The organism is Paenibacillus radicis (ex Gao et al. 2016) (assembly GCF_014641555.1).
Taxonomy (GTDB): Bacteria; Bacillota; Bacilli; order Paenibacillales; family Paenibacillaceae; genus Pristimantibacillus; species Pristimantibacillus radicis.
The window spans coordinates 50,947-73,619 of the sequence record NZ_BMHY01000022.1; the positions used below are offsets into that span (position 1 = coordinate 50,947).

The following is a 22,673-nucleotide window of genomic DNA, read 5'->3' on the forward strand; positions in this document are numbered from 1 at the left end:
GCAGCTCAGCTGCTGCTACCTTTCCAATTCAGATGCTGTTCTGCCTATGGCGACACCATCAGCAAATTGCTTCAGCTTCTCGTGAATGTCGGCACTCGTCCGGCATTCCAGCAGCTGCGGCAGCAAGACGCGGCTGTCCTTCTGACTTGTAGAGAGCAGCCGCTCTTTCACTTGCAAGATAGAGTGCGATGACATGCTAAGTTCATCCACATCCAGGCTGAGCCAGATCGGCAGCGCCCGCAAATCCCCGGCAAGCTCCCCGCATACGCCCACCTTAATGCCGTTCCGCTTCGCCGCCTCTGCCGTCAGCTTCAGCATCCGGAGCACAGCAGGATGGAAGGGTTCATACAGATGCGAAATTTCCTCATTCATCCGGTCAACCGCAAGCGTAAATTGCACAAGATCATTCGTTCCAATACTGAAGAAATCGACTTCCTGAGCAAGCAAATCAGCGATAATGACCGCTGCTGGCACTTCAATCATAATGCCAACCTTCAAGCCTTTATCGAAAGGTATACCTTCCGCTTCAAGCTCCCGTTTCGCCTCCGCCAGCACCGCATTGGCCGCTCTGACCTCTTCCACTGATGAAATAAGCGGATACATAAGCTTGACCTGACCATAAAAGCTGGCTCTCAGCACGGCCCGAAGCTGGGTTTTGAACAAATCCTTGCGATGCAAAGAAATTCGGATCGCCCGGTAGCCGAGGAACGGATTATCCTCTTCCGTCATATTGAAGTAATCCAGCTGCTTGTCGCCGCCGATATCGAGCGTCCGAATAATAAGCGGCTCGCCCTCCAGACGTTCCGCCACGCTGCGGTAGACTTCAAACTGCTCTTCCTCTCTCGGGAAACGGTTCCGATCCATATAAAGAAATTCGGTACGGAATAACCCAACGCCGTGCGCACCGCTCGACAAGGCAATTTCAAGCTCTTTATACGAGCTGATATTTGCGGCCAGCTCCAACATTTTACCGTCCGGAGTAACCGGTCTATGTCCTGCAATGCTGTTCAATTGCTTTCTCGCTTCCTTCTGTATGCTCTGGAGCTCGGAATACTTGTCGATCAACGGCTGCTCGGGTTCCAAATACAATGCGCCCGTCGAACCGTCGATAATTAGCGTCTGACCGGTTTGAATCGGCTCCTCCAGCTTCGCCTCCACGCCTACGACGAGCGGAACGCCAAGCGCCCGCGCCATAATGGCGGAGTGGGAAGTAGCGCTGCCAACCAGCGTCACAATGCCAAGCACGTTCTGAGGATTGATATGGGCCAGCTGGGAAGGCGACAGCTCCTTGGCAATCAGGATGAAGGGAAGCGTGTCCGATGGAAGCGTAATTTCAGGCGCGCCAAGCAGATGCTTCAGAAGCCGGTTGCCGACATCCTTAATGTCTAGCGCACGCTCCTTCATATAGTCGTCATCCAGCAAATCGAACATCGTTACAAAATGGTCGATTGCTTCCTTAACCGCAACCTCCGCAGCCTTGTATTGACGCTGAATGATACCTTGGATCTCATTCATGAAGACCGGATCGTCCAAAATCGCGATATGCGCATCGAAAATATTCGTCTCATCCACGCCGACGACTTCACGAAGCTCATCCTTCATCTGCTCAATCTCATGCTTCGATGTGCGGATTCCCTCATAGACCCGTTCGAACTCGCGGGCAAAATCAGCGACGTCGACGCGCTGCTCCGGAAATTCCCACTCCCAGCTCGGCAAGACGAAGGACTTGCCGATCGCAATGCCTGACGACGCTCCAATTCCTTGTATCATTTGCCTTCCCCTCCACTGTTTCTCTCTTTAAGTACAACGGACATTACCGAAGACTGCCCCTTCTTGACTGCCTTAAACGGAGCAAACCGCCACGAACGGACTAAATCCGAATTCGTAATTACCATAGGCGTAGCGATTGACTTGCTTTCTTTGCGGATGCGCTGCAAATCAAACTTCACCAGGAGCGCTCCCGGCAGCACCTCGTCGCCTTCCTTCACGACGGCGTTGAAATATCCCTTGCCGCCCAATTGAGACGTATCGATGCCGATATGAAGCAGTACATCCAGCCCTTCCGGCGTACGGATGCCCACAGCATGCATCGTTGGGTACACATGAATAATTTCACCTTTCACCGGCGATACCAGCTCACCCTTGTCCGGAATAAAAGCGACCCCTTCTCCGACAAGCTTGCCTGAGAATATCGGGTCCGGCACCTCTTCCAGCGGAATCATCCGTCCTTGCATTGGGGAACTGAACAATACCTGCGCCTGATCGCGCTGAATCGATTTGATCATCTCGCCGCGAATCAATTCCGAGTACGTGCCGAAGACGACCTGCACATTTCCTCCGCCCAAGCGGATGACGCCGGCTGCCCCGAGATTGCGCAAAGCGTTAATATCGAGCAATCGCTCATTCGCGACCTTGAGCCGGAGTCTCGTTATGCAGGATTCCATCTGAATGATGTTGTCTTTGCCCCCGATTGCTTGCAAAATAAGCGGAGCGCGGTACGGAATATCTCCTGCCCACTCATCCAGCTGCGAGCCTTCCTCCCTGCCGGGAGTCGGAATGCGGAAGCGGTTAATGGCCCACCGGAACAGAACATAATAGACGATGCCTACTATGATGCCTATGGGAATCAGCAGCCAGCCTTTCGTGGCCAGATGCAAATTGATAAAATAATCGATCGCGCCTCCGGAAAATGAGAAGCCGTGACGGATGCCAAGCTCATAGGTCACCCACATAATGACGCCGGACAGCAAAGCATGTACGACGAATAAATAAGGCGCGACGAAGAGGAATGCAAATTCGACCGGCTCCGTTACCCCTGTCAGGAATGACGCGAGCGCCGCAGACAGAAACGTTTTACGGATTTTCGGCTTCAAATCTTCCCTTGCCTCATGAATAATCGCAAACGCGATTGCAGGCAAAGCGAACATCATCGTCGGATACATGCCGCCCATGAAATAGCCAGCCGTCGGGTCACCCGCAAAGAAGCGCGGCAGATCGCCGTATACCATCGAGCCGTCTGCCGTCTCAAAGCCGCCGATCTGGAACCAGAAAACATGGCTGACGAGATGATGCAGGCCGAATACGACCAGTATCCGATGCACAAAGCCATATAGAAACACGCCAAAGCCGCCGCCCGAGGCGACAATTTCACCCAGTTCAACGAGCATCCTCTCGATATAAGGCGCAATGCCCACCATGGCGATCGAGAAGAGCACCGAGACAGCGCTTACGAATAGCGGTACAAAGCGCGGTCCTCCGAAAAACTGAATATATTCTGGCAATCGCAAGTTTTTAAATCGTTCATAGCTAAAACCGGAAATCATTCCGATTAGCGAGCCGATAAACACGGTAGGTTCAATCTTCAAATCCGCCGACCCGGTAATGCTGACGTAAATGACCATACCGGCCAATGCAGCCATTCCGGCAGCGAGTGCATTGCCCGTTAACCCCAATGAGATGCCAATGGCAAAGAAATACGGCAAAAAGGTAAATATCGCTTCGCTTGCAGTCTGCAAATAACCCGACATCGCGGGCAATCCAATCATTCCCCAAGGAAGCTGACCGAGAAATAAAAATATCGCCGCACCCGGAAGCACGATCATCGGCAGCATAAACGCTCTGCCCAGCTGCTGAAAGCTTCCCAAGAAATTCAATTCCGCACCTCCTTGCCTTTCACTTGTCTATTAACGATGGTAAGGGTTCCCCGCGTTTTTGTCAAAGCATGAGGAGAACGCTTCTTCTTCGCCTGCGCAACAAGAAAAGGCGGGCCTCGCAGGCCAATGTCATTAAGTTAAAACTAAACTTAATGGCATTGCCTCGCAGGCCCGCCCTTTTCGTTATCCGTTCGCTTTGCCCTGCGGCAGCAGAATGGAATCCTCTACCTTGATGCAGCGGTCCATGATGACGTTCAAGCCGCCTTCACCGGCGATGCGAGCCGCTTCATCATTGGCGATGCCAAGCTGGAGCCACAGCGTTTTCGCTCCGATAGCAACAGCTTCCTCGGCAACCGGAGGCGTATGCTCCGGACGGCGGAAGACGTTGACGATATCGACCTTTTCCGGAATATCGCGGAGGGAAGGATAGCTTTTCTCGCCCAGAATCGTCTCGGCATTGGGATTAACCGGAATGATCCGGTATCCCTTCGCCTGCATCGCTTCCGACACCATGTAGGATACGCGATCCGGTTTTTCGGATAAGCCCACTACAGCGACAACATTGCTTTCCTGCAGCAATTCCTTAATTCGATCACGGGATGGATTCTCAAAAGCCATACGTAAACCCTCCTTTATCATAAACAGCATCAGCTTGCAGTCGTTATTCTACCCATTCTACATTCGCGCCGAGCGCTTTGAGATGGTCGAAATAGATGGGATACGATTTGGCGACATGATGCGCGTCGCGGATACGCAGCGGCTGCTTAGCCCGCAGGCCGACAACCGTGAGCGCCATAATGACCCGATGGTCATAATGAGCATTGATCTCCACGCCGCCTTCTACACCCTCTGGACGGCCATGCACGATAATTTCGCTTTGGCGTTCTTCCACGTTGGCTCCCGCTTTGCGAAGCTCATTCAAGTAATCGGTAATCCGGTCGCATTCCTTGTAGCGCAAGTTCTCCACATCATAGAAACGCGAAGTCCCCTCTGCGAAGACAGCCGCAGCTACCATAGCCAGTACCGCGTCCGTTGCCTGGTCGCCGTCGAATTCAACAGCTTTCAGCTTGCCGTTGCCTTTAACGTGGACGATACCGCCTTCATGCGTCATCGGCACTTCCATCATTCTCAGTACGTCTACAACAGCGCGCTCGCCTTGCTTGCTTTTCTCTTCCAGACGGTGAACGATAACGTCGGAATTGGTGACAGCCGCAGCCGCAAGAATTGCTGCCGAGCCCGGGTAGTCGCCTTGTACAGAATAGGTTTTCGCCTGATAGCTTTGGTTGCCCGGAACGCGGTAATGCATCAAGTCCTCGCTGGCATGAATAACGATACCCGCTTGCTCAAGCACCTCAAGCGTCTGGCCTACGACAACCTTCGATTTCAGATCATGCAGCACTTCGATTTCGCTGTCCTCTTTCAACAGCGGAGTCAGGAACAGCAAGGCGCTCAAAAACTGCGAGCTTACGTTGCCGGATACTTGGATTTTGCCGCCAACCGGCTGGCCGCCGCGAATACGGATCGGCAGCTTGCCTTCGTTATGCTCCACCGATACGCCGATTTGACCAAGCGCATCGATCAGATCATTATGAGGTCTTTTGCCCAGCGAATCCGGGTAGGTATTGACGAAGGTTACGTCCGGACAAAGCGCAGCAATTGCCATCAGGAAACGGAGAACTGCTCCCGCATTGCCGACATCCAGCGTATCTACAGCTTTCGGATTTCTGCCAAACCCTGTAATGACGATTTTCTCGTCGTCTTCCTCTACGATGGCACCCAGATCACGAATACAACGGCGCATCGCATCGCTGTCTTCGCTGTGCGCGGGATAATAGATCGTGCTCGTTCCTTCTGCCAATGCTGCAACGAGCAGGTAGCGAGTCGTATAGTTTTTCGAGGAAAGCGCCTGAATTTCGCCCTTCAGTTCGGGCGTAGGAGTAACAATAACGTCCATAGTGCTGCAAGTCTCCCTTATCTATATAGTAGTATGCGGGCAATGCCCGGAGTTAAACAATGGCTATGCCTGACTGCTGCGGCTATGTAGATGAAGCAGTATCGCTTCAGCCGCCTCGCTCGCCGTCAAAGCTGTCGTATCCAGCTGCAAATGAGCGAAATCATAAGCATGCTTGCGCGCTTCCATAATCCGGTTCACATTCGCCGCAACGTCGCCTTGCAACAAGGGACGTGACGTATCCGATTTGACCCGCGAAATGATATGCTCGGCGTCGGCTTTCAGCGCTACAACGAAGCTGTTATCGAGCATAGCGCTGCGATTGCCTTCAAGCAGTACGGCTCCGCCGCCCGTCGCAATGATTGCATTGCCGCTCTCTTCCAGCAGCGAAATGAGCGTATTGCTTTCGATGGTACGGAAGCCCGCTTCGCCCTCGCTTGCGAAAATATCGGAGACTTTCCTGCCTTCCAGACGCTCGATCTCTTCATCCGAATCATAGCGTGCCCAGCCCAGCTTGTCCGCCAGCAAGCGGCTCACTGTCGACTTACCGGTTCCCATGAAACCGACTAATACAATTTTGCCGTTAGCTTCTTGTCCCAAGTTAGAGCGCCCCACTTTTATGAATAATTCCGACTTTGTCCCAAATATCATATCATTTTTTACAGCGAATAGGGTATAAAAAAGTTGCATATGCCGTAATGATGATAATGATGCTTAACAAGCATAAAGTTATAATCCTATAAAAAATCGATAGGAGTGACGACGGCATGACTCCAAACCGCAATTTACCTCCGCCTCATCCGGCCGATTCCCGCTTAAGCCGAATTCTGCATCCTGATCACCCGTTATGCCGCGAGGATGTCGTATGGATGCTGGAGTATATTAAAAAAAAGGTGGCTGACGAAGATCCCGCCTTAACGGAACTTTCGCAGCCACGCTTATTGAAAAACTTTCATTGCTTCGCCGAAGCAGCGATGTCGCTCGTCCACAGGAGGCATTGCTCCGCTCAGGAAGCCGGCCGCCTCCGTGCCTGGCTGATCGAAGCCGCGTACGGCTTAACGACGCCGGGTACGAACGAGCCTCACCGCAAAGGCAAAGCGAATGCCGATTAGTTTTGCAGCCAGTTGAAGTGGAAGCTGCCTTCTTTGTCCACACGTTTGAACGTGTGTGCGCCGAAGTAATCGCGTTGTGCTTGCAGCAGGTTAGCAGGCAGACGCTCGGAACGGTAGCTATCGAAGTAAGCCAGCGCGCTTGCGAAAGCAGGAACCGGAACGCCATTCGTTACAGCTGCAGCTACAACCTCACGCCATGCGCCTTGGTACGACTCGACGATGTTTTTGAAGTAAGGGTCAAGCAGCAGGTTTTTCAGGCTTGGATCGTTGTCGTAAGCATCTTTGATGTTTTGCAGGAAGCCAGCGCGGATAATGCAGCCGCCGCGGAAAATCATCGCGATGTCGCCGTAGCGAAGGTTCCAGTCATATTCTTCCGAAGCTGCGCGCATTTGAGCGAAGCCTTGTGCATACGAGCAAATTTTACTTGCAAACAGCGCTTTGCGGACCGCTTCGATGAATGCCGCTTTGTCGCCTTGGAATGGAGCTTTTGCCGGGCCGCTCAGCACTTTGCTTGCTGCTACGCGCTCTTCTTTCATAGCGGACAGGAAACGTGTGAATACGGATTCCGTAATGATCGACAAAGGTACGCCCAGGTCGAGGGAGCTTTGGCTTGTCCATTTGCCTGTGCCTTTTTGGCCAGCGGAGTCCAAAATAACATCAACCATCGGTTTGCCTGTTTCCGGATCGTATTTCGAGAAGATGTCCGTCGTAATCTCGATCAGGTAGCTGTCGAGCTCGCCTTTGTTCCATTCGGAGAAGATGCTGTGAAGCTCTTCCGTGCTTACGTCAAGCACGTTCTTCAGCAGGTCGTATGCTTCGCAGATCAACTGCATGTCGCCGTACTCGATGCCGTTATGAACCATTTTCACATAGTGGCCTGCGCCGTCCGGTCCGATGTATGTGCAGCAAGCGTCATCGCCGACTTTAGCGGAAATCGCCGTCAGAATCGGCTCAACCAGTTTGTACGCGGATTCTTGGCCGCCAGGCATAATGGAAGGGCCTTTCAGCGCGCCTTCTTCACCGCCCGAAACGCCAGTGCCGATAAAGCGGATGCCTTGCTCTTCAAGTGCTTTGCTGCGGCGTTGCGTGTCAGGGAAATAAGCGTTGCCGCCGTCAATGATGATGTCGCCTTTATCCAAGTGCGGAACGAGGGAATCGATCGTCGCGTCAGTACCAGCGCCAGCTTGTACCATGATCAAAATTTTGCGCGGGGATTCCAACGATTGCACGAACTCTTCGATGGTGTAAGTAGGAACGAGATTTTTGCCAGCGGCTTCTTGGACCAAATCATCCGTTTTCTCGCGGGAGCGGTTGTATACCGAGACGGTAAACCCTCTGCTTTCAATGTTAAGGGCCAAGTTTTTGCCCATTACTGCCAATCCGATAACGCCGATTTGCTGTTTAGACATCTGGTTTGTTCCATCCTTCTCTATAAAATTTTGGTGATCAAATGGTGATCAATAGCTCTATATTACTCTTTTTAGACCGAGAAGAAAACTATTTACGCACATTTTGTCGTTCCTCCCGCATCCCATTCGGAACCAATCCCACTTCATCATTCCCTTTCATTCGAAAAACATCATAAAAAAGGCAACAAAAAAGACGGAAGCGAATTCATTCCGCTTCCGCCTAAAAACCGGGGGTCAAAGTTCCAGCTGCAGCATCTCCGAACGAAGCAGCGCCAGTTTCTCCTTCGAATCTGCAATTGTCTGCTCGTTGTTGTCCTGGAGGGCGTCATACAGCACCGACAATTCATAATCCAGCTCGTAACGCAGCACGGCTGCACGCTCTTCCGCTCTTTTCGATTGAAACGCCTTGATCATTTCTTCTATTGTAACGAAAGGCTTCTTCTGATAAACAATTCGATGCTCCATACCGGACACCTCCACAAGTCGTATTATCTCGCCGAACATAATGTTCTCAATGACGATTTGACGATCTTTGATCCGCTTGACCACCGCATGTCCACGTGAGTCGTTAATCAGCTTTTCCAACAGCTCCGACAGCTTCTCGTCTTTAATAATATAATCACCGACAATTTTGTAACGGCTTTTCATTCGCTGAAACCGAAGCTTCACGAGCTTTCGGCCGGTACGAATCGAAATTAAAAACTGCCCCTCCGTCTCGCTCCAATACAAGGAGTACCCTTCCTGAATGAGATCACGGATGAGGTTTTGGATTTGCCGGCGGTCAAATCGCAGCTCCAAATTACAATATTCGACTTCGTAGCTCTTATTCACGGCAATCCCTCCCTTTGTTCATTTGACGAAATGTTCTGACAATTTGTTCTTATCCCTATCTTATACTCCATCTTATGTTATGGCAACTTGGATTATTGACTAATTTTCAGCTTAAACTTGCCAAAACTTAAAAAAATAGGACAAAGCCCACTTTTTAAGCTGACTTTGTCCTCAATTCGCTATAATGTTTATAGGCAGCTGTCCTGCTCCTGCTTTAAGCCGGCTGCGGCAGAGCATGCCTCCTCGAGCGAAACCACTTTCACTTCCCCTGTATCCCGCCATTTCAGCTCTACTTTGCCATCCGCAGCAGCTTTGCCAACGACAATTCTCAGCGGAATGCCTATCAGATCGGAATCCTTGAATTTCACGCCAGGGCGCTCCTCCCGGTCGTCCAGCAGCACCTCCAAGCCTCCTGCTGACAGCTTCTCATAGAGAAGCTCGGCTGCTTCCGCCTGATGCTGATCTTTCATGGATACTGGTACGATATGAACCTGGTACGGCGCTATTGCATGCGGCCATCTGATGCCCGCTGCATCGTGATGCTGCTCCACAACAGCCGAAAGCAAGCGGGATATCCCGATTCCGTAGCAGCCCATAATCAATGGCTGCTCTTTGCCCGCAGCATCAATGAAACGGGCATTCAGCTTTTCGCTGTATTTCGTTCCAAGCTTGAACACCTGCCCCACTTCAATACCGCGGCGGAACACAAGCTGTCCAGTCTGGCAGCGCGGGCAGCCGTCGCCTCTTACGGCATTCCGGAAATCGCCGCGAATAGCGAGCTTGAAATCGATGCCTGGACGTAGACCTCTCCAGTGATAGTCCGTTTCATTCGCCCCTGCGATGCCAATCGGCATATTGGTGACAGCATCATCGACGGCTAGCGGAATTGCTAATCCCATTGGACCTGCAAATCCAACTGCTGCCCCGGTTATCCTTTCCACCGTTTCCGCGTCAGCCAGCTCAAGCCCGGCGATAGAGAGCGAATGTTGAAGCTTGATTTCATTGACCTCGTGATCCCCTCTGACCAATACAGCCAGCGGAGCTCCATCCGCTAAGTAAATGATCGTCTTTATAATATGAGATGCTTCGCAGCCAAGAGCGTGAACAAGGGAGTCGATTTTACGAATGGCAGGCGTGTGCAGCTTTGTTGGCTCCGCTGTCCGCAATTGATGCTGTTCCTCCGTCTCCGTACCTGTCACTTTCCTGAATTCCGCCTTCTCCAGATTGGCCGCGTAATCGCACTGATCGCATACAGCAATCGTATCCTCTCCGATATCCGCCAGAGCCATAAATTCATGGGTGCCGCCATCGCCGCCAATCGTGCCCGGGTCTGCTTCTACCGCACGGAATTCCAAGCCGATCCGGCTAAAAATCCGACTGTAAGCATCGTACATGCGCCGATAGCTGCGTTCTAGACCTTCCCAGTCCGCATCGAAGGAATAGGCGTCCTTCATGAGAAATTCACGGCCCCTGAGCAATCCGTACCGGGGACGTTTCTCGTCGCGGAATTTCGTCTGAATCTGGTACAATGTCACTGGCATTTGCCGGTAGGAATGCAGCTCGTCTCGCAGGAGTGCCGTTATTACTTCTTCGTGTGTCGGACCTAGAGCAAATTCACGCCCCTGCCGGTCCTTCAACCGGAACAGCTCCGGCCCGTATTTGTCGTAACGTCCCGATTCCCGCCACAGCTCTGCCGGCTGCATGGCCGGCATCAGCAGCTCTTGGGCACCGGCTTGATCCATCCCCTCACGCACGATGTTCTCCAGTTTTCTTAACACACGCCGGCCAAGCGGCAAATACGTGTAAATACCTGCGGCAAGCTGACGGACAATGCCAGCGCGCAGCAGCAGCTGGTGGCTGACCGCATCGGCATCCGCAGGCGCTTCACGCAGCGTAGGCAGCCATAATTGGGATTGTTTCATTGTAAACTTCCTCCTGCTTCGATTTAAATAAAAAAAGCGCATTCGTAAGGGACGAATGCGCTCGTGGTACCACCCTTATGCAGCTGTCTTCAGAACCGGACATACGGCCGGAAACCCAGACTGCTCTTATTTAGGTAACGGGACGGATCTACATCCGTCCCGGCTTCGCCGCATCCCTGCAGCCAAGCAACTCGCAAGGCAGGGAAACGCTCTATTCGCACATGGAAGCTTCCAGCCTATGGCTTCCTCTCTGTGACGGACGCGAATGGAGGTTATATCCTTGGTCAACGCTGTTATCATAATGGTCGTTGTGTTAAGCTTTTGACCAATTTACAGCATTAACCATATGCAAGTCAAGATAATTGTTGTAAAATTCAATCTTTTACGAAATGGCAGACAGCTCTTGAATCTAGTTCGTACGATTTGGACGAAGTACAGTAGCCCCAAACGCAGTGAGCACAACAGCAAACAACAGCAGAATGCCAAGCTGGAGCAGCACGTCGCTGACAGTTCCGCCTGCACTTAGGCGGTCGAACGCTTGTATGGCCCATTTTTGCGGTGTGAAGTTAGCCAGCTTTTGCATAAAGTCCGGCATCATCGACAACGGCCAGAAGCAGCCGCCGATCATGCATGTAGGCGTAATGAACAAATTGTTAATCTGACCGAGCTGAACGCTATTTTTCACCAATCCGCCTATTAGCGTAGCCATACCGACAGCTGCAAACAGGAAACATTCCAGTACGAGAAACAACGGACCGAAGGGAACGCCCGACATAAATCCGAAGATGAAATGCGACATGCCGAACACGATGAGAAGCTGGAATGTACCTAGCAGCATACTGCCTGCGAAGTTGCCAAAGGCGATGTCCAGCGCCCGGAGGGGGGCTGCATACATTCTCGCCATCGTCCGCTGTTCCCGGTCTTCCATCACGTAGCCGATAGAACGGCTGACAAGCAGCATAACGAACATGATCATAATGCCAATCACTTCGGGACGGGCAACAGCCTGCCCTAATCTCATCGTTTCTTCGCGGACGGAAGCTTTGCCCTCTCCTTCCTTGTCGAGGATCGAGGCCAATAATGTCGCTTGCTGCTCGCCGCTCGTATTTTCAACCATCATGGCCGCTGCTGCCAGCTTCCTTGCCTCACTTTGCAGCTCCTCGGTAAGCGAGGCGCTCCACAGCTGTTCGCCCATTCGATAGATGGAGGCTTGCGGTGTTTCACCGGCCAGCAGCTTCGAGGTGAAATCCGCCGGAATCAGAACAGATGCTTGGGCGTTGCCCGCTTGAATGGCATCCATCATTTCCTGCTCCGTGGCATTCGGCGCTTCCACAATTTCATAGCTTCCATTTTGCTGAAGTGACTTTTTCACATAGCCCCCCATCATGCCTTGATCCTGATTAGATACTTGCACGATTGGCTTGCTGTCGGACAAGTTAGAGAATAATCCAGCGATTAAAGACAGTGCGACGGCAGGTATAAGAATATTGAGTAAAAAACCTCTTTTCGTCCCCATCGTACGGCGAATGAGATGAAAAGCAATAACTAAAATTTTACGCATGGTTTTTCACCACCTTTGGCAGTCTAAGAGCTCCAATTAACGCCAAGCAGAAGGCGATTGCAGCCAATATTCCGATTCCGCTCCATATCTTCGAAGGATCATTCTCGTACATAATCGTCCGAAGTACCTCGTTAGCCCAATAGTTAAGCGTATATTTGCCCGCTCCGCCAACCATCTGTTCAATATTCGGAACCATTCCTCCGCTTAGAAACGTCAGCACGAATACGACGATGCCAAACAGCGTTTGCAACGATTTCGTCGAACCGACCAAGGAACCAAGCGTAACGGCCAATCCCGTGCCGGCAATCGCCGTCAGCAGACAGGTCAAGGCAATCCATCCTACTCGCCCGCCCCAATCGACGTCATATACGACAGTAGAAAATCCAATAATGACGATAGCTTGCAGACCGGCCAGCGCCAAAGCGCCGGTGAGTATGCCTGCAACCGCTTTGCGGAAAGCGCCAGGGACGGCGTAAATGCGCTGGAGTGTTCCCCGGCTCCGCTGATTCATCAGCGACAACGTGGCGGACATGCCGCCATACAATAGAAACATAATTAGATAGGCGGCTGCGTAATATTGAACGGCCGACACCGATTTGAATACGTCTTCCTTGCCGCCCGATACATTGCCGACTCGAAAGACCGGCTCTCCCGGTTTGGCCGTTTCATCACTTGACGATGCTGCAGGCGAAGACGAGTAAGCAGCGCCCAGCGTCTCCATCGCCGCCAGCTTTAAATTGGTGTTGGACATATAGGAATCGATAACCGCTCTAGCTGCGATATTGCGCTCCTCATACCGGCCCGGATAAGCTTTCCATTCGGCACTCTGACCCGTTAAAATCCGGCTCGAGTAATCGGCCGGCACAACTACGCCGTAGTCCGCCGTTCCCTCTCGCACCAAATCTTTCACTTCCGTCTCCGATGCTGCGCTTAACGTTTCCATATATGTTTGAATCGAAGGATCCTTCCAGAACGATTCAATACCAGATCGGAGCTCTCCTTGATCGCTAATGTAAACCGCCACTTTCGCAGGCTTTAAATCTTGACTGAAAGCATTCCCGAGCAGAAAAATCAACACAAGCGGAAGTGCCGTCAGCAGAAGCAGCATCGAGCGCATCTTGCTGTATTTAATGATCTCGTAATAGACCGTCGTCCACCATATCCGCATTTCGCATCCCCCTATTCGTCGCGCAGCTTGCGCCCGGTCATTTGTAAAAACAGCGTTTCGAGGTTCGGTTCAACGCGTGTTATTTTACGCAAACCAATACCGTGCTTTTGTAAAATAAAGAGCAAATCCTGCAGGACGGACGGCGAATCTTTCACGACGACTTCAATCGTTTTGTCTTCCGCTTGCTCCTCGCACCGTTTCACGGCAGGATGCTCTGTCATTTCGGAAAGCGCCTGTGCGTTGGATCGCTCGACTTCAAATACGAGCCGCTCCTCTTGGCCGGACTGTTTCTTCAATTGCTCCTTCGTACCGATTGCAATAAGCTTTCCTTCATCCATAATGCCGATTCTGGAGCAAAGCGCCTCTATTTCCTCCATGTAGTGGCTCGTATAGATGATCGTAGAGCCTAGCCGATTGAGTTCCCTTACCGATTCTAAAATATGATTTCGCGATTGCGGATCGATGCCAACCGTCGGCTCATCCATAACAATTAGCTTTGGACGGTGCATGATGGCGCAAGCAATGTTCAGACGCCGTTTCATTCCGCCCGAGAACGTGGAAGGCAAATCTTTGGCCCGCTCCAATAGTCCAACGAAGCGCAGCGCCTCGTCGACCCGCTCCTTCAGCAGCTTGCCCGACAAGCCGTACAGTCTGGCGAAGAAGGTTACGTTATCTCTCGCTGACAAGCCTTCATAGATCGCCAGCTCTTGAGGCACGATTCCTATTCTCTTCTTCACCTCAAGCGGCTGCTTGCGTATTGAGAATCCGTCTACCGTAATATCTCCGCTATTTATCTCCAGCAGACCGGCTAGCATTTCGATCGTCGTGCTTTTTCCTGCTCCATTTGGCCCGAGCAATCCGAATACTTCGCCTTCGGCGATATCGAAATTCAGATGATTGACTGTCAGTATCGTGTCGTATTTTTTAACCACATCGCGAAACTTCACAAAATTCATGTTATCTTCATCCTTCCGCTTGCTTCATTTGTTATCATTGTATTAGGTAATGCTTTCCGCTGCAGGTCTATAAAGTCACCTTATGGAGATGACAAAAGTCATCTTACTTACTCAGGCAATCGGTTAATGCTATAATGCAACCATAAGCGGGCTTGCCGGCATGCGCCGAGTGCCGCGAACCAGTTGCGGGGAGCCTAGTCGTTATGATGAATCAATTGCACCGAATTCGAAGCCTGCTCGTTGCCGTTCCTGCGATCGTCACGATTCTCAGCATCGGCCCAAGCGACTATATCGGCTATACGGCTTATATACTGTTAGCCTTGCTCATCGTACGTGCAGGAAAGCTGTTTCCGGGCGTAGCCTTGCCGCTGCTGCTGGCAGAGCTATTCTACTTCAACTGGCTGGCTAGCACGTATAACGGCCTCCTGTTTCTGCTCCCTTTCGCAACGCTGATCGGAGCTTTTACTTCCAAGCCATTCTCAAAGACCGCCCTTGCTTGGACAATCGGCGGCGGGGCGCTGCTTACGGTATCACTGCAGTCTGAACAGCCCGAAGTCATAACCGCCATTTTATTGCTCTGGCTGATGACGGCGGGCATACTTACGATCGGCAATGCCAATGCCGCCAAGCAGCATCAGACCGAGCATTTGTATGAAGCGCTTGCCTTAAGCCATGAAGAGCTGGAAGCCGCTAGACGGCGGTTGATCGACTATGCTTCCCAAATCGAGCAATATGCTCAATTAGAGGAACGAAACCGGATTGCGAAGGACATTCATGATGATCTCGGCCACCGGCTCATTCGCGTCAAAATGATGTCGGAAGCGGCGATTCAGTTGTTTGATGCGGATCCGCCGCGTGCCCGAACGATGATTGAGCAAATTCGCGACCAGCTGCAGGACAGCATGGAGCGTATGCGCCGCACCGTGCGCAGACTCGCTGCGCCGGAGGACAATGATTCGCGGCGCTATGCACTTGACAGGCTGGTGGCCGATTCCGGTGAAGCGCTGGGCATTGAAGTCGGCTTTACTGTACAGGGCGATATGCAGCCGATCTATCCCAGCATCGAACTGATTCTGTTTATGAATGCGCAGGAGGCCATTACAAATGCAGTACGGCACGGCGGTGCGACCGTCGTTGACGTTACGTTGCACTTCCGCGGGAAAAGCGTTGCACTTACTATAGCCAATAATGGCGCCTTGCCGAAAGAACCGGTTGCCGCCGGAATTGGCATCCGGGGAATGAAGGAAAGAATGGCTCTCATCGGAGGCAGTCTGGAGTGGCGGATGAAGGAGCGCTTTGAGATTACGACCATTATTCCATTGACCGGGGATGCCGACGCTCGTGCCAAGATTACGCAGGAGGTGCAGTCATGATTAAAGTATTGATCGTCGACGACGATCCTTTTATCCGGGAAAGCATGATGCTTATTCTCGGCTTAGATCCGGAGCTTGAGGTGGCCGGAACTTGCGACAACGGCCGTGCAGCAGCTGAATTTGCTGCAAATACGCCGGTAGATGTCGTCTTGATGGACATTCGGATGCCGGAATGCGACGGCGTACAGGGAACCAAGCTGCTGCAAGCGCTCGACAAACCGCCTTGTGTGCTTATTCTGACGACCTTCGACGATGACGAGTACATCGCGCAAGCGATCCGAAACGGAGCCAATGGCTACCTGCTCAAAAACGTATCGCCCAGCCGTATCATTGCCGGCATCAAAACCGTCCATGACGGATCGCTGCTCATCCATCCGGCTATTGCCCGCAAGCTGGCGGGTATGCTGGATAGACAGCCTTCCCCTTCCGCTGAGCCTGTGCTGGCACAAGCGGATCCCTCACGCAAGCTGGACGCCTACGGTCTGACGCCAACTGAGCAGCAAATCGTCCGACATATTGCGGACGGGCTATCCAATAAGGAAATCGCCGCTGCGCTCTTCTTCAGTGAAGGCACGGTAAAAAACTATATAACCGAAATATTAGGGAAGCTTGAGCTTCGGGACCGCACGCAAATCGCAATTTTCTATTTAAAACTTCCGGGTTGATCCCGTTCGCCCGTTATAAGGAGATGGATAAAATGACTGCATCAACAACAACTGCCTCTGCCATTGCAGCAACGACGGCGTTCCACGGCTTTGAGCAAGCCGATTTCGACATCTTTCACTTGGAAGGATTGGAGGAGAGAATGTCGGCCATTCAGGAGCGAATCCGGCCAAAATTTCAAATCATCGGCACAGAGCTGACACAGGAGCTTGCGCTGCATGCGGGCAATGAGATGTTTTTGCATATCGCTAAACATGCCCGCCGCACCGTTAATCCGCCGAAGGATACATGGATGTCGATCTGCGATAATAAGCGCGGCTACAAAGCGCATCCGCATTTTCAGCTTGGCTTGTTCGATGATCATCTGTTTCTATGGCTCGCCTTAATCTATGAAGTGCCAAACAAGAAAAAAATCGCTGCCACTTATTTGGACCAGCTTGATGATGTCATTGCCGCCGTACCGAAAAACTTCGAAATTTCCCTTGATCATATGAAAAAAGAATCGATCCCGGTGGACAGCATGTCAAGAGACGATTGGAGCAAAGCGCTCGTCCGCTTTCGCGACGTCCAGAAAGCGGAGCTGCTCATTGGCCGTCACATTCCTGCCGGCGATCCGCTGCTAAGCGACGGCAAAGCGCTGTTGCAGATTGCATCCGAAACGTTCGAGACGTTAATGCCGCTGTACCGGCTGGCACGTACGTAATTCATCCCTTTATTAAACTTAATAAAGAAGCCGTTCCAAGGCATGGATGCCCTGGAACGGCTTCTTCGTTATTTGCTTCGTTTATTGTGCAGATTGGGGTGCAAGAGACTGCTGAGCAACGCGGCGCTCCTTGCGCGACGCCCGGAAGAACAGCAGCTCGTAGATGCAAGGCACGATGACGATGGTCAGCAGCGTCGCCGCTGTCAGACCGCCGATAACGACAATCGCCAAACTTTGCGAGACGATGCTTCCGGACTCATGCGAGCCGAACAGCAGCGGCAGCATGGCGCAGATAGTCGCTACTGCCGTCATTACAATCGGACGCATTCTCGTCGTCGCAGCTTCAATCAGCGCTTCGCGGATCGGCATGGATGTCTCGTTTTGCTTCACTCGGTCAATGAGAACAATCGCATTCGTAACGACGATGCCAATTAGCATCAATGCTCCAAACATGGCCGTAAAGTCCGGCGTAATTCCTGATATGAGCAAGCCGATAACCGCACCGATCGCGGCCAGCGGCAGCGAGAACATAATGGCAAGAGGCGCACGCAGCGTCTTGAACGCCAGCACCATAATCAGGTATACCAGCCCGATTGAAATTAACGCTGTCACGCCCAAATCGGCAAAGTCACTCATTTGATCAGCCGAAGCGCCTCCTACCGACAGCTTGACGCCCTCAGGAAGCTTCAGCTCATTTACAGCTTTATTAATATCTGCTCCTACTATAGACAGCTTGCTAGGTTCCGCTTCTGCCGTTACCCGAACATACGTCTTGCCGTCTTTATGATAATAAAGGCTCGGCTCTTCCGTACGCGACAGCTCGGTAACCGAGGATACTGGCTGCGGACCGTTCTCCGTCATAATCGTCAGGTTCTTCAGAGCCGCTTCCGTTCCTGGATTGGCTGCAGGCTGCAGCATGACAGGCGTATTCACGCCCTCCACTCGAATCGAGCCAACAGGCAGCGGATTAAGCAAGCTTTGCAGTTGCATCGCCACATCCTGCCCGGCTGCTTTGGCCGGATCTACCTTGAAGGCATATACCGGCTTTTTCTCCTCCTGATTACTTTGCACCTTCAGAACACCATCCACTTTGTTCAACGCTGCAATCAGCGACTGCGCCGTCTCATCAAGTCGGGCAGTATCCTCTCCCGTAATATCAATATTGATCGTTGAGGAACCGCCGCCCATCATCAAATCGATAGCATTCACAGTGAGCGAGGCATCCGGGTAATGTTCACTTTGTGCCTTCACGTTCGCAATGAATAGGTCCGCATCGACGTCCGGCTTCAGATCAATCGTATAATTGACTTGAGTCGGAGACGATACCGCACCTTGCTTCGCCATATCAGCGCTGTTGCCGGAATCGAGCAGCACCCACTTCACCGACTTGTCGGCCATTATATAGGCTTCCAGCTCCTTGCCCGCTTCCAAGACAGTTTCGCGAGGCGTGTCGCTCGGGAAAGCAAGCGTCGCGGTCACATTTTCCGCACTGGAAGAATCAAGCGCGCCTTTTGGCATTGCAATATAAGCACCAATCGAGCCTGCGAACAAGACGACAGCAATCGTCAGGGCAACAGCCTTATGCTTTAAATTCCAGCGGATGAAAGCCGAGATTCGCGGCGAGCCCTCATGCGGCTTCTCTTTCGTCCCTTTCAGCAGCAGCCCGCTCAGCAGCGGAACGACCGTCAACGCAACCAGCAAGGAGGCAAGCAGCGAATAGGCAACCGTCAGTGCAAATGGCAGCAGGAACGCCTGCAGCGTGCCCCGCAGCAGCCCCATTGGCAAGAACACGGCCACCGTTACGAGCGTGGAAGCCGTGATGGCTCCTGCAACCTCTTTCGTCGCATCTTTAATGACGGTAAGCGAGAAAGGCTCCTTCTGCAAACGCCGATATATATTTTCGATCACTACGATACTGTCGTCGACTAATCGCCCGACAGCAACCGCAACCCCGCCCAGCGTAATAATATTTAAGGAAACGCCCGACAATTGCAGTAAATAAAGCGTAATTCCGAGCGATAACGGAATGGAAACAATCGTTACAATTGTCGCTCTGAAGTTGCGCATGAACAGCAAAATGACGATTGTGGCGAACAGCGCGCCAAGGAGCACTTCGCGAAGCATGCTGTTGACCGAGCTGACGACGGAATCCGACGTGCTGAGAATGACGGACGGCTCAATGCCTGGAATGTCCGTTTTCACCCTCTCCACCGTCTCATTAATCCCTTTGCCGACCGTAACCGCATTTGCGTCGGACGCCTTCGACACCGTAAATAGAATGGCGTCCTTGCCGTTCATTCGGCTGATGCTTTCCTGCTCTTTGGCAAACTCCACTTTGGCGACATCACTTAGTTTAATACCAGGCGCTACCGGCAGCCCGCGCAGCGTCTCCAAGCTCGTCACTTCATCATATACGGTCATATTGCCCGCAGCCCCATCGATCTCCCGCTCCCCGATCGAAGCCGATATGCCGCGGCCTTGGAGAATGCCCATCAATGATTGCAGGGGAATGTTCAGTTCGGCAAGCTTGTCAGTCAAAGGGGTCAGATGAATAGCCAGCGCCGATTGGCCCATCGTTGTAATGACACCTGCCCCTTCGGTTTTTTGCAGTTCTGTCTGGAATTGCTTCAGCTTCTCATCCTTTTGCTGCTCGCTTAGCTCACCGTCGAAGGTCAGCGTAATCCAGGCAATCGGAATCATCGACGTATTGTAATGGGTCACGAACGGCGGCATGACGCCTTGCGGAAGCGGCAGTTGAGCGACCGCCCGTTCCACCTCGAGCTTGGCTTCCTTCATATCCGTCTTCGCATCAAAATTCAAATTGACCTGCGCATAGCCTGTACCGGACGAGGAAAACATCACTGTCTTCCCTTTTGCAAACATAAGCGCTTCTTCAAGCTTGTCCGTTACCTGCCCCTCCATCGCTTTTGCATCATAACCCGGGCCGATGGCTGTCACTGTAATTTGCGGATTGTTCGCTGCAGGCAGAAACTCCATTGGCAGCCGCAAGTAACTGACTACCCCCATAGCTAATGCCATGATAACGATCAGGATGACTGCCGCTTTATTGCGGAATGACCAGTCCGTTAATTTACTCATTGCTTCTCTTCTCCTTCTCCACTCCAGGATTATCTTTGTTTTTGTCATAACTAAGCATAGCCGGAAGGGAAAAATTGCAAAAACGTCTGCGGACTGTAATGAATCCGAGACCTTGGTCGTATACAGGCTCCGACTTGAGTCGAGGAAGCATATATCTTCCATATCAACCTGCTTTTCGTTATATTGAAAAGGAATCAACAATAAGGACGGGAGCGTGAACCGATGTCCGAGGCGGGTTCTTCTCTAATGGCGGTAGAAGTTTCGGGGATTCAGCGGCAATTCAGCGGACGTATCGTGCTAAATGATATTGCCCTATCGATTCCCCGGGGAGAGTTGTTTGGATTACTGGGTCCTTCAGGTTCCGGAAAAACGACATTGATTAAGCTGATTACCGGGATTGACCGTGCGGACTCCGGGAGTGTACGCGTCTTGGGTCAGCAAATGCCCCAGCTCGCCTTGTTGGCGAGGATCGGCTATATGGCGCAATCCGATGCGCTGTATAACGAATTGACGGGAAGACAGAACTTGGCGTTTTTCGGAGCCATGTACGGCCTGAAAGGACAACGGCTGAACGATCGTATTCGAGCGGTCGCCGAGCTTGTCGATCTGGAGGCCGACTTGAGCAAACAGACAGGCGCCTACTCCGGCGGTATGAAGAGAAGGCTGTCGCTCGCTATCTCACTGCTCCATGAACCGGAGCTGCTCGTCTTGGATGAGCCAACGGTTGGTATTGACCCTCTCCTGCGCCAATCGATCTGGCGGGAGCTTAATGCATTAAGCAGGCAAGGCGTTACGATCATCCTTACGACCCATGTCATGGATGAAGCGGATAAATGCGACCGGCTGGGGTTAATTCGAAGCGGCCAGCTTATCGCAGTGGATACTCCGGAAGCGATTGTAAGGAAGTCCGGCACCGCTACGATTGAGGATGCCTTCATCGCACTCGGCCGTGAAGGAGGTGTTCTGGCATGAGAATTCGAGCGCTTGCGCTGCGAATCATCCGGCAATTTATTCGCGATAAACGAACGCTGGCATTGCTTTTCCTTGCCCCGCTGCTTATACTCAGCCTGATGAAGCTCGTCTTTGACGGTCAAGCAATTATTCCAAGCATCGGCCTTGTTGATGCACCTGCAAGTATTGCCGAACGGTTAACTCAGCTGCAGGACTCGGGCATTACCTCTTTCGGGGCGGATGCCGAAGCAGCCGAGGCCGCGCTAACCAGCGGGAAGCTGGATGCGATTGTACATTGGAATGGCGTCAAACCTTCGTTGACGCTTGAGGGCAGCGACCCGTCCATCAACCGCAGCATATTGCTTAAGCTGCAAACCGTCCTGCAGGCCGGACCTCAGGCACCCTCTTTTGAAGTGTCCTATCTGCATGGCGGACCTGATATGGCTGCATTTGATTCATTTGGTCCTGTGTTGATCGGCTTTTTCTCTTTCTTCTTCGTATTCCTGCTTGCCGGCGTTTCCTTCTTGCGGGAGCGGACCAGCGGAACACTGGAGCGTCTATTGGCGACACCGATCCGGCGCATTGAAATTGTAATCGGGTACTTGGCAGGTTTTGGCCTGTTCACGCTGGCGCAAGCGACGCTGATCGCCTGGTTTTCCGTAGACGTACTTGGGCTCTATATGGTCGGGAATATTCTGTATATGCTGGTGATCAATTTGCTCCTCTCCCTTACTGCCCTGACGCTTGGCACGCTGCTCTCCTCCTTTGCCAGCAGCGAGTTTCAGATCATTCAATTCATCCCGATCGTCATCGTACCGCAAGCTTTCTTCTCCGGCTTGTTCAATCTGGACGCGATGAATCCGCTGCTGCAGAAGCTTAGCTACATCATGCCGCTCTACTACGGTGCAGATGCGATGAGAGGCATTATGATAAGAGGAGAGGGCTGGAGCGATTTTCAGAACGATGTTTATGTCCTTGCGGCATTCTCGCTGCTGTTTGCTCTGCTGAATATAGCCGCTCTCAAAAAACACCGCCGGCTTTAATCGTCAAAAAGGCCGATTTCCGGAATGGAAATCGGCCTCAACCCTAAGGAAGAATATCAGACTAATCTTTTACGAATCAAAATGTAAAACTGCATGCTGTGAGCCGCTAGAACTTCGTTTTATGGCATCAAACTGCAAATATGCAGTTTGATTAGTCTAAAAAGCGTCTTTAGGGGCGATTTGCAGCCTTGCAAATGCACTTTTGCAACTAGAATAAACAGTGGACACTCGTTAAGTGTAGAAAGAAAATAACATTAACGAGGAGAGGTGTTTGGCAT

At 51.9% G+C, this 22,673-nt stretch carries 18 protein-coding genes; 6 read left to right on the forward strand and 12 right to left on the reverse strand.

Annotation, left to right across the window (positions count from 1 at the left end; genetic code table 11):
* Positions 1 to 15: 15 nt before the first annotated feature.
* From ptsP to IEX98_RS27790, 5 genes are all read right to left on the reverse strand, one after another.
* Positions 16 to 1,770, reverse strand: coding sequence for a phosphoenolpyruvate--protein phosphotransferase (gene ptsP, locus IEX98_RS27770; protein WP_188892944.1), 1,755 nt, complete (start codon positions 1,768 to 1,770; stop codon positions 16 to 18).
* Positions 1,767 to 3,653 (reverse strand): glucose PTS transporter subunit IIA, encoded by a 1,887-nt coding sequence (locus tag IEX98_RS27775; RefSeq protein ID WP_188892945.1) that lies wholly within the window; start codon positions 3,651 to 3,653, stop codon positions 1,767 to 1,769. The genes ptsP and IEX98_RS27775 overlap by 4 nt, the downstream gene beginning before the upstream one ends.
* Before the next feature lie 183 nt (positions 3,654 to 3,836).
* A complete protein-coding gene (locus tag IEX98_RS27780; protein WP_188892946.1) occupies positions 3,837 to 4,271 on the reverse strand; it encodes a CoA-binding protein in 435 nt (144 codons plus the stop codon).
* A 43-nt stretch (positions 4,272 to 4,314) separates the two neighbouring features.
* Positions 4,315 to 5,607, reverse strand: coding sequence for a 3-phosphoshikimate 1-carboxyvinyltransferase (aroA, locus tag IEX98_RS27785; protein ID WP_188892947.1), 1,293 nt, complete (start codon positions 5,605 to 5,607; stop codon positions 4,315 to 4,317).
* A gap of 63 nt (positions 5,608 to 5,670) precedes the next feature.
* Entirely contained in the window at positions 5,671 to 6,204 is a 534-nt protein-coding gene (locus IEX98_RS27790; RefSeq protein WP_268237847.1) for a shikimate kinase, read from the reverse strand.
* Between the two features lie 167 nt (positions 6,205 to 6,371).
* Here IEX98_RS27790 and IEX98_RS27795 point away from each other — a divergent pair, with 167 nt between their 5' ends.
* Positions 6,372 to 6,716 carry a hypothetical protein gene (locus IEX98_RS27795; protein ID WP_188892949.1) on the forward strand — a complete coding sequence of 115 codons (345 nt, stop codon included), beginning with the start codon at positions 6,372 to 6,374 and terminating at the stop codon, positions 6,714 to 6,716.
* On the opposite strand, the gene gndA is transcribed toward IEX98_RS27795, so the two are convergent.
* From gndA to IEX98_RS27825, 6 genes are all read right to left on the reverse strand, one after another.
* Positions 6,713 to 8,125 (reverse strand): NADP-dependent phosphogluconate dehydrogenase, encoded by a 1,413-nt coding sequence (gene gndA, locus IEX98_RS27800; RefSeq protein ID WP_188892950.1) that lies wholly within the window; start codon positions 8,123 to 8,125, stop codon positions 6,713 to 6,715. The two genes, IEX98_RS27795 and gndA, sit on opposite strands and share 4 nt — an antisense overlap.
* A gap of 234 nt (positions 8,126 to 8,359) precedes the next feature.
* Positions 8,360 to 8,956 (reverse strand): hypothetical protein, encoded by a 597-nt coding sequence (locus IEX98_RS27805; protein WP_042160003.1) that lies wholly within the window; start codon positions 8,954 to 8,956, stop codon positions 8,360 to 8,362.
* Positions 8,957 to 9,144: 188 nt separating this feature from the next.
* On the reverse strand, positions 9,145 to 10,878 hold the full coding sequence (locus tag IEX98_RS27810; RefSeq protein WP_188892951.1) for a proline--tRNA ligase: 1,734 nt from the start codon (positions 10,876 to 10,878) through the stop codon (positions 9,145 to 9,147).
* Between the two features lie 409 nt (positions 10,879 to 11,287).
* Entirely contained in the window at positions 11,288 to 12,439 is a 1,152-nt protein-coding gene (locus IEX98_RS27815) for an ABC transporter permease (RefSeq protein WP_188892952.1), read from the reverse strand.
* On the reverse strand, positions 12,432 to 13,607 hold the full coding sequence (locus IEX98_RS27820; RefSeq protein WP_188892953.1) for an ABC transporter permease: 1,176 nt from the start codon (positions 13,605 to 13,607) through the stop codon (positions 12,432 to 12,434). Before IEX98_RS27820 ends, IEX98_RS27815 begins: the two co-directional genes overlap by 8 nt.
* 11 nt (positions 13,608 to 13,618) lie before the next feature.
* The gene (locus tag IEX98_RS27825) at positions 13,619 to 14,563 is read right to left on the reverse strand and encodes an ABC transporter ATP-binding protein (RefSeq protein ID WP_188892954.1); all 945 of its coding nucleotides are present in this window, start codon (positions 14,561 to 14,563) and stop codon (positions 13,619 to 13,621) included.
* A 203-nt stretch (positions 14,564 to 14,766) separates the two neighbouring features.
* Between IEX98_RS27825 and IEX98_RS27830 the strand changes: the two genes are divergently transcribed.
* Genes IEX98_RS27830 through IEX98_RS27840 form a run of 3 tightly spaced genes read left to right on the forward strand, consistent with a single transcriptional unit; the run spans position 14,767 to position 17,302 of the window.
* Positions 14,767 to 15,936, forward strand: coding sequence for a sensor histidine kinase (locus IEX98_RS27830; RefSeq protein WP_188892955.1), 1,170 nt, complete (start codon positions 14,767 to 14,769; stop codon positions 15,934 to 15,936).
* The gene (locus IEX98_RS27835; protein WP_188892956.1) at positions 15,933 to 16,601 is read left to right on the forward strand and encodes a response regulator; all 669 of its coding nucleotides are present in this window, start codon (positions 15,933 to 15,935) and stop codon (positions 16,599 to 16,601) included. Before IEX98_RS27830 ends, IEX98_RS27835 begins: the two co-directional genes overlap by 4 nt.
* Positions 16,602 to 16,633: 32 nt before the next feature.
* Positions 16,634 to 17,302, forward strand: a complete 669-nt coding sequence (locus IEX98_RS27840) for a DUF1054 domain-containing protein (protein WP_188892957.1) — start codon at positions 16,634 to 16,636, stop codon at positions 17,300 to 17,302.
* Between the two features lie 81 nt (positions 17,303 to 17,383).
* On the opposite strand, the gene IEX98_RS27845 is transcribed toward IEX98_RS27840, so the two are convergent.
* The gene (locus IEX98_RS27845) at positions 17,384 to 20,401 is read right to left on the reverse strand and encodes an efflux RND transporter permease subunit (protein WP_188892958.1); all 3,018 of its coding nucleotides are present in this window, start codon (positions 20,399 to 20,401) and stop codon (positions 17,384 to 17,386) included.
* Positions 20,402 to 20,623: 222 nt separating this feature from the next.
* On the opposite strand from IEX98_RS27845, the gene IEX98_RS27850 reads away from it, so the two are divergent.
* Together IEX98_RS27850 and IEX98_RS27855 are read left to right on the forward strand one after the other, a co-directional pair.
* Positions 20,624 to 21,373, forward strand: a complete 750-nt coding sequence (locus tag IEX98_RS27850) for an ABC transporter ATP-binding protein (RefSeq protein ID WP_229692429.1) — start codon at positions 20,624 to 20,626, stop codon at positions 21,371 to 21,373.
* The gene (locus IEX98_RS27855) at positions 21,370 to 22,395 is read left to right on the forward strand and encodes an ABC transporter permease (RefSeq protein ID WP_188892959.1); all 1,026 of its coding nucleotides are present in this window, start codon (positions 21,370 to 21,372) and stop codon (positions 22,393 to 22,395) included. The genes IEX98_RS27850 and IEX98_RS27855 overlap by 4 nt, the downstream gene beginning before the upstream one ends.
* Positions 22,396 to 22,673 lie beyond the last annotated feature (278 nt).